This is a genomic window from Mesorhizobium sp. M2A.F.Ca.ET.067.02.1.1 (assembly GCF_004023285.1).
Lineage (GTDB): Bacteria > Pseudomonadota > Alphaproteobacteria > Rhizobiales > Rhizobiaceae > Mesorhizobium.
The window spans coordinates 1-2,515 of record NZ_RZSB01000817.1 but is presented as its reverse complement, the minus strand read 5'-3'; the positions used below and the strand labels follow the sequence as shown (position 1 = coordinate 2,515).

1 protein-coding gene is annotated in these 2,515 nt (G+C 65.2%); it reads right to left on the bottom strand.

Annotated features, from left to right (window positions below):
* Nucleotides 1-108 precede the first annotated feature (108 nt).
* Entirely contained in the window at nt 109-2,214 is a 2,106-nt protein-coding gene (locus tag EOA28_RS32210; protein ID WP_128315682.1) for a molybdopterin oxidoreductase family protein, read from the bottom strand.
* Nucleotides 2,215-2,515: the final 301 nt, after the last annotated feature.

Genomic DNA, 2,515 nt, shown 5'->3' with positions numbered 1-2,515 from the left:
CCCTTCGCCTTGGCGAAGGGCGGGTCCGGTGTCGAGGCGGCGGCGCGCAAGGCTGCGGCCGAAGAGATCAAGACGCTGGACGCGCAGGCGGCGAAGTAGCCGAGTTCGTCAGAGCGCCCTGAGCCACACCTTGTTGTCGTGGACGGCGGCGCCGCCATAGGGTGCGGGCGCGTCGGCGCCGGTCAGCACGTTGATGCCCTCGCCGCGCTCATGCGCGCTGTTCGGCCAGATGCCTTCGGCGATGACCACACCGCGCTTCACGCCGTCGAAGAATCTTGCGTGCAGTACAAGGTCGCCGCGCCGGTTGCCGACCTCGACGCGGCCGCCATCCTCGATGCCGAGCGCGGCGGCATCTTCGCGGTGGATGAGCAGTTCGGGTCTGCCTTCCTTTGCCTTGGACACCGGCGTCTCGGCAAAACTCGAATTGAGGAAGTTGCGCGCCGGCGAGGTCGCCAGCCGGAACGGATGCTCCTCATCCGCCACCTCGATCAGCTCGACATGGTCGGGGAATTCCGGCAGCCGATCGACCGGGCCGAACAGACCCATGCTTTTCGGCGGCCGGTTGGGCGCCGACTGCCCTGTCCAGTTTGGCCGGAAGTGGAATTTCCTGTCGGCATGGCCGAAGCCGTTGATGAAATGCGCGTCGTCGAAGTCGGGCTGCAGGTCGACCCACTTCTCAGCCTTCAAGCTGTCGAAGCTGCCGAGCCCGCGCTTGCCGAGGATGATGTCGATATGCTCGCGCTCGGTCAGGCCGAAGCCTGGACGGTCGCCGACGCCCAGCCGCTTGCCGAGCTCTTCATTGACGTAGTGGTTGGTGCGCGGCCCTTCCGGCGGTTCGATCAGCTTGGGGCCGAGCGTGATGTGCTGGTTGCCGCCGCCCTTGTAGAGGTCGTCATGCTCCAAAAACATCGTCGCCGGCAGCACGACGTCGGCGAGCTTGGCCGTATCGGTCATGAACTGCTCGTGCACGCAGGTGAACAGGTCCTCGCGCAGGAAACCCTGCTTCACCAGCCGCTGCTCCGGCGCGACATTGGCCGGATTGGTGTTCTGGATCAGCATCGCCGTCACCGGCGGTCCGCCATAGAGCGCGTCTTCGGCTCCGGTCAGCACCGGGCCGATGCGCGAATGGTCGAGATAGCGGATGTTCGGATCGCGCATCGCGGTGCCTTCGAGCACGTCCTGGTTCAGCTTGAAGATGCCGGAATTGGAATGGAAGGCGCCGCCGCCCTCATATTGCCAGGCGCCGGTGACTGCGGCGATCGAGGAGGCGGCGTGCATGTTGATCGAGCCGTTGCGCTGGCGCGCAAAGCCATAGCCGAGGCGGAAGTACGTCTTCTTGATCGTGCCGACGAGCGTTGCGAAGGCCTCGATCTCGGCGACGCTCAGGCCCGTAATGGCCGCCGCCCATTCGGGCGTGCGGCTGCGAAGGTGATCTTCCAGCCCGCGCGGATCGTCGGTGTATTTTTCGAGATAGGCGCGGTCGGCGAGCCCATCGCGGAACAGCACATGCATGACCGCGCAGGCGAGCGCGCCGTCGGTGCCGGGCTTCAGCACCAGGCCGAGATCGGCCTGCTTCATCGTGGCGTTGTCGTAGATGTCGATGACGACGACCTTCGCGCCGCGCTCCTTCCGCGCTCTCGTCGCATGGGTCATGACGTTGACCTGCGTGACCACCGCATTGGTGCCCCAGATCACCACGCAATCGGCCTTCGCCATCTCGCGCGGATCGGGCCCGCGCAGCGCGCCGGTCCCCATCATCCAGCCGGTCCAGGCGAGATTGGTGCAGATCGAACCGAAGAAGCCCGAGTATTTTTTCGCGTGGCGCAGCCGCTCGATGCCGTCGCGCTGCACCAGCCCCATCGTGCCGGCATAGAAATAGGGCCAGACGGTCTCCGAGCCGTATTTCGCTTCCGCCGCGATGAATTTTTCCGCGACGAGGTCGAGCGCTGCTTCCCAACTCGCTTCCTTCCAGGCGCCCTCGCCCTTGGCGCCCGCGCGCACCAGCGGCTTCAGCAGGCGGTCGGGATGATGTACCCGGTCGGCATAGCGCGCGACCTTGGCGCAGACGACGCCGGCCGTATAGCTGTTCGCCTTGGCGCCATGGACGCGGCCGATGCGGTTGTTGTCGAGCAGCTCGACTTCGAGCGCGCAGGTGGAGGGGCAGTCATGCGGACAGGCCGAATGACCGATCCGGAGCTTGGCGTGCTGGTTCATGCGGGGCTGTGTAGCGGGTTTTCGAAGAGAGGTGTAGGGCCAGATGTGGCTCCTCCTTCTCCACTTGTGGGAGAAGGTGGATCGGCGCGATAGCGCCGAGACGGATGAGGGGTGTTCCAGCGGAGTGAAACGCTGGCTTTCCCTGGAGCACCCCTCATCCGTCGCCTTCGGCGACACCTTCTCCCACAAGGAGGGCTTTGCACGGAACTGAGTTGGTGATTCCGTATGTCCGGCATGAAGGGGAGATGATTCGGGTGGTCGATCGCGTGCTTGGACAACTGAGCCTTGCGGATGGGCTGGT

Bases quoted from the DNA above. Each gene is read 5' to 3' on its own strand.
- EOA28_RS32210 (WP_128315682.1), bottom strand. From the start codon at position 2,214: ATGAACCAGCACGCCAAGCTCCGGATCGGTCATTCGGCCTGTCCGCAT.